The organism is uncultured Methanobrevibacter sp., from assembly GCF_900316895.1.
Lineage (GTDB): Archaea > Methanobacteriota > Methanobacteria > Methanobacteriales > Methanobacteriaceae > Methanocatella.
This window is the reverse complement of the sequence record NZ_ONER01000097.1, coordinates 1-5,323: the sequence shown is the minus strand read 5'-3', so window position 1 is coordinate 5,323 and position 5,323 is coordinate 1. Positions and strand designations below refer to the sequence as shown.

Below are 5,323 nucleotides of genomic sequence, written 5' to 3'. Positions count from 1 at the left end.
GGTTGCAAAAATCAAAAAGCCAATTGTTTTGGATGCAGATGCCTTAAAACAGGTTGAAATGTCATTGATTAAAAACCGTGACGATATAATATTGACACCCCATATTTTTGAGTTCAAATCATTTTTCAATGTCAATAATGATTTAAAGCTTGACATCGACTCATATGACTTCAAAAAGGTTGATGAAAACATCACTGAGTTTCAGCAAATCACTCGCCAAATCAAGGGAACAGTTCTTATTAAGGGGCAGTACGATTTGATCTTGTCTGGAACAAGATTTAGAATTAATAAGTCTGGAAATTCCGGAATGACTGTTGGAGGAACCGGTGATGCACTTTCAGGAATATGTGCAAGTTTGCTTACACAGGAATTGGATCCGTTCGACTGTGCATGCTTAGGTGTTTTCATTAACGGTATTGCCGGTGAAAAAGCCTTTGATGTTAAAGGAAATGGATTTTCAGCAACAGATTTGGTGTCCCACATCGGTAGCGTGATTAAGGATGGATTACATTAGGGGAATATTTAAGAATCGTCCGAACAGGTTCATTGCCGAGGTTGAGGTGGATGGCTGTTTGGAGATTGCACATGTGCCAAATACCGGCAGATGCAAGGAACTGTTGGTTGAAGATGCAGTGGTCTGGCTTAAGCCCTCTGACAATCTGAACCGCAAGACAAAATTCTCCCTGCACTTCGTTGAGAACAAGGGGGCATTGGTATCACTTTACTCACAGCAGGCCAATAGCATTGTATATGATGCAATTATTGACGGTAAAATAAAGGAGCTTGCTGGCTATGATCATCACCAAAGGGAAAAGACAGTCGACAACTCACGGATAGACATATACTTGGCAAATGAAAAAGAAGAATGTTATGTTGAAGTCAAGGGAGTGACATTGATTGTCGATGGTGAGGCAAGATTTCCCGATGCGCCAACCGAAAGGGGTGCAAAACACCTGAAAGAGCTGATTAAACTTAAAAAGGATGGAAACAGGTGTGCGGTGTTTTTTCTGATACAGCATCCTATAGGAAAATTCTTCAGGCCCAACTGGGAAAATGACCCTGTTTTCAGCCAAACATTAAACGAGGCATATGATGCAGGAGTTGAAATACTTGTCTATCGCTGTGACAATCAACTTTCGGGTATTGAACTGATTTCCGAATCATTGGATTTTGATTTGGGAAAGAGTTTCGCCGATGGCATCGTTGATGACTAAACTTGCTGCATCATCATAGGGCGTTTCGCTTTTGTTGATTAGCACTAGATTTTTTCCGTTGAAGTAGTTTATCAGACCTGCAGCAGGATAAACGACAAGTGAAGTTCCGCCGATGATTAATGTTTCTGCATTCTGGATGTAATCAATTGCAAAGCTTAAAACCGCATTGTTCAATGGCTCTTCGTATAACACCACATCAGGCTTTACAATTCCACCGCATTCGCACCTTGGAATTCCATCACTTTCTAAAATGTAATCCAATGAATATTTTTTCCCGCAAATCTGGCAGTAGTTTCTATGGATGGATCCGTGAAGCTCCAAAACTTCCCTGCTGCCTGCCTTTTGATGGAGACCGTCGATGTTTTGGGTGATTACTGCTTTCAGTTTTCCCGCATTTTCCAATTCAGCTAACTTTAAATGGGCAGCATTGGGTTCTGCATCTCTGAAAACAAGATTGTCTTTGTAATATGCAAAAAACTCCTCTGTATGGTCCATGTAGTAGCTGTGTGAAACAAGGTTTTCTGGAGTGTCGCCATATTTTTCCAAACTTTTGAAAATTCCGCTTTCAGACCTGAAGTCAGGTATTCCGCTTTCTGTTGAAACTCCTGCGCCTCCAAAAAACACTATATTGTCTGATGAGTTGATGATTTCTTGTAATTGGCTAATTTTAGACATATTATTATTTATATTATTAACAAATATTAATTTTTCCCTCGATTCACAAATAAACTTTTAAATATGATATTTCACATAATAATATTATTAACTTGTTATTAAAATTGCGAGGCATTTTCATGGAAAACAATGATTCAAATCTTGATTGGATGGTTTACTGGTCCCTGCCGAGGTACAATCCCAGAAACAGCCAGATCAGGTTAATCAATGAAATCAATTTCGCAATTAAAAAAGGCTTTAAATACATAATCCTTGAGGCGGGAACTGGAATAGGTAAAAGTGCAATCGCCACAACCCTTGCAAACATGTATGATGATTCCTATATTCTGACAATGACAAAACAGCTCCAGGAACAGTATTTTGACGATTTCGGAGATATGCTAGTTGAAATAAAAGGTCGTGGAAACTATAAATGTAACTATAAGGGATATTGTGACTTCTGCATCAAGGCAGAGTATAATCTAAGAAGATGCACCACCTGCAGGTTCCAAAAGGCATTCAAAAAGGCCCAGGAAGCCAAGAATGTCATTACAAACTATGATTTCCTGTACTATGCAGGGGTGGCCAATCCCCTTTTGGATTCAAGGGAATTGCTGATTCTGGATGAGGCCCATAATTTGGAGCGCAAGATGCTGATGTTATCCTCCTCAGAGCTTGACCGTGAATACATTTCAACAAAGTTCGGAATAGACATTTTCGAGCCGATAATGCACGGGACAAAATCAATCAACGATTTGAAAAGAAATCCCGAGTACTGGACAAGGCTGTGCGATGATCTGATTAAGGAATGCAAAAAGAGGATTAAAAAAATTGAGGGAGATGCAAACAAAACCGTCCAGGTTACCTTGGATGAGTTTGAAAGCGATCCTTCAAAATATTCAAATTTTGATTATGTTGAAAAGCAGAATCTGGAGCAGGACATGAAATCATTCGCTTCAATTGCCTTGGGTTTGACACACAAGGAGTTAATCATTGATTTGCCGAACAAGGACAGCATATTAAGCAACCAGATGGATATTTCAGCAGAATTCAAGCCATATTCGGTTGTTGATGATACTAAAGAGTTATTGAGTTTGGGAAATGTCTGCATATTCCTGACCGGAACCTTGGGAAGCAAGGACAAGTTCTGCGAGTGGAACAATATCAATCCTGACGAGACTTATTATATTTATGAAAAATCTCCTTTTGACGTAGCCAACAGGCCAATATATACTGATTTTGTAGGCAGGATGAGCGGCAGAAGACGGGGAAAGATTCCGAATTGGAAAAATCCAAGGGCCATCAAAAAAATCAGGGAGCTTTTGGATAAGCACTCAAACGAAAAGGGAGTTATCCACACATCAAGCAATGAACAGGCATTCTGGATTATGGAACAGCTGAAGGATTATCCGCTGGTGTTCGTTGGAGGTGGGGATAGAAACGTTGTTCTGAAAGACTTTACCCAATCAAAGGAGAATCTGGTTCTTATAGGTGCTTCAATAAAGGATGGTGTGGACTTTAAGGGTGATTTGTGCCGTTTCCAGATTGTTTTTAAAATTCCTTATCCTCAGTTGAATGAGCAGGTCAAGTACAGAAGGGATCTTGATCCTAAATGGTTCTACTACCAGACCGTAATGGCTCTGATGCAGGCGTACGGACGTGGAATACGTGACATGGATGATTGGTGTGTAATGTATATAATCGATTCCAGCTTTAAGCAACTGTTCGAATATAACCGTGGATTTTTCAATGAGTATTTCACTGAAGCGGTTCAAAAAAAAGAAGTAAAATGATAGCTTAAAGCTATCTGTTTAATTTTTGGTAATTTGCAGCTTGAAGACCGTGGTATTTAATCATACCTTCAACTTCGCTTTGCTCGGTTTCTTTGTCTTCAAAGGTAATTTGTTCGATGCTGTGTAAGCTGAATGGAGATTTTCTGATAATAGGTTGGATTGAGCCTTTGAATAATTTCATGACGACTTCTCCGCTTACTCTTTCCTGCATCTTGTCGATTGCTTGGTCTAGGTCTTCTCTTAATGGTTCTTGCCAGAGTGCCCTGTAGACTAAATCCGCATATAATGTTGACATGTATTCTGCAAATCTTAGCTCATCGGTTGTCAATACCAATTCCTCTAAGGCTTCGTGTGCAGCGATTAACAATTTTGCACCAGGGGTTTCATAGATTTCTCTGCTTTTAAGACCGATCATTCTGTTTTCAATGGTGTCCACTCTACCGAGAGCATTGTTTCCAGCAATTTCATTTGCTTTTTCAATCAATTGGACCAATGGCATCATTTCGCCGTTTATGGCTACTGGAACACCTTCTTCAAATTCGATGGATACCTTTTCAGGTTCGTCGTTTGCGTCTTCCCATGATTTGGTCCATTCGTAGATGTCTTCAGGAGGTTCGTTTGCAGGATCTTCCAATACGTCTCCTTCAATTGCTCTTCCCCAGAGGTTTTCATCAATACTGTAAATTTTATCGTAGCTTAATTCGATTCCTTTGGATTCAGCATATGCCTTTTCTTCGGTTCTTGTCAGATTCATTTCTCTGATTGGTGCGACAATGTCCAAATCTGACATTGCAAGAATGACCGCTTCGAATCTGAACTGGTCGTTTCCTTTTCCGGTACAGCCGTGTGCAATTGCGACTGCCCCTTCTTTTTCAGCTACTTCTATAATTTTTTGTGCAATTAATGGTCTTGCAAGTGCAGTGCTTAATGGATATCCTTCGTATTCTGCATTTGCCTTAATTCCACGTGAGATGTATTCATTTGCGAATTCTTCTTTTGCGTCTATGTTGTAGTGTTTGAGCCCACCTATTTTTGAGGCCATGGTTTTTGCTTTTTCCATTTCTTCTTCGCCTTGTCCTACATCTACACATGCAGTAATTACTTCATAGTCATATTTTTCTTCTAATAATTTAACGCAGACAGAGGTGTCTAAACCTCCGCTGAATGCTAAAACTACTTTATCAGTCATAATTAATCACCGTAATAAGAATGAATATTCATTGATATTTCTATTTTTAATAGTATTTAATTATTATCTAAAAAAAGTTGACAGAAGAAAACTCTTAATTGAGGGAAATTGAGGTTGAAAGTTATATGTGTGGTAATATGGAAACCTCAATTAAGAGTATGGAGGAATTGTGTTTCGTCCTTGATTATAGTTAGGTTTTCATAGTATATAAAGTTTAGGTATGCCTAAACTTTTACCAGCAAGTTTTCTTCTTCACAGAATTTTATCAGTCTTTCATATGTCGGATTTGTTATTAGGGTGTCTATGTTACCGATGATGATTAGCTTACGTTTGGCACGGGTTATTGCAACATTCAATCTTCTCAAATCACTTAAAAATCCTATATTTCCATTGTCATTGCTTCTGACAGTTGAGATTATTATGATTTCCTTTTCCCTTCCCTGGAAACCGTCAACGGTTTTTACTTCAATTGG

Annotated in this window: 6 protein-coding genes; 3 read left to right on the top strand and 3 right to left on the bottom strand. The window is 39.0% G+C overall.

Annotation, left to right across the window (positions count from 1 at the left end; translation table 11 throughout):
• Together QZN27_RS08825 and sfsA are read left to right on the top strand one after the other, a co-directional pair.
• Window positions 1-514: NAD(P)H-hydrate dehydratase (locus tag QZN27_RS08825; RefSeq protein ID WP_296786564.1), on the top strand; the 514-nt coding region annotated here is incomplete at its 5' end.
• Window positions 501-1,214: a DNA/RNA nuclease SfsA gene (gene sfsA, locus QZN27_RS08820; RefSeq protein ID WP_296786561.1), complete on the top strand. Its 714-nt coding sequence runs from the start codon at window positions 501-503 to the stop codon at window positions 1,212-1,214. The genes QZN27_RS08825 and sfsA, both read left to right, overlap by 14 nt.
• Here sfsA and QZN27_RS08815 read toward each other — a convergent pair.
• Window positions 1,161-1,889 carry an NAD-dependent protein deacylase gene (locus QZN27_RS08815; RefSeq protein ID WP_296786558.1) on the bottom strand — a complete coding sequence of 243 codons (729 nt, stop codon included), beginning with the start codon at window positions 1,887-1,889 and terminating at the stop codon, window positions 1,161-1,163. The two genes, sfsA and QZN27_RS08815, sit on opposite strands and share 54 nt — an antisense overlap.
• Before the next feature lie 119 nt (window positions 1,890-2,008).
• Between QZN27_RS08815 and QZN27_RS08810 the strand changes: the two genes are divergently transcribed.
• Window positions 2,009-3,661, top strand: a complete 1,653-nt coding sequence (locus QZN27_RS08810) for a helicase C-terminal domain-containing protein (protein ID WP_296786555.1) — start codon at window positions 2,009-2,011, stop codon at window positions 3,659-3,661.
• A 10-nt stretch (window positions 3,662-3,671) separates the two neighbouring features.
• Here QZN27_RS08810 and QZN27_RS08805 read toward each other — a convergent pair whose 3' ends face one another.
• Both QZN27_RS08805 and QZN27_RS08800 read right to left on the bottom strand, forming a co-directional pair.
• Window positions 3,672-4,850, bottom strand: coding sequence for an argininosuccinate synthase (locus tag QZN27_RS08805; RefSeq protein ID WP_296786553.1), 1,179 nt, complete (start codon window positions 4,848-4,850; stop codon window positions 3,672-3,674).
• Window positions 4,851-5,074: 224 nt separating this feature from the next.
• A partial coding sequence (locus QZN27_RS08800; RefSeq protein ID WP_296786552.1) for an AAA domain-containing protein occupies window positions 5,075-5,323 on the bottom strand: 249 nt, incomplete at its 5' end.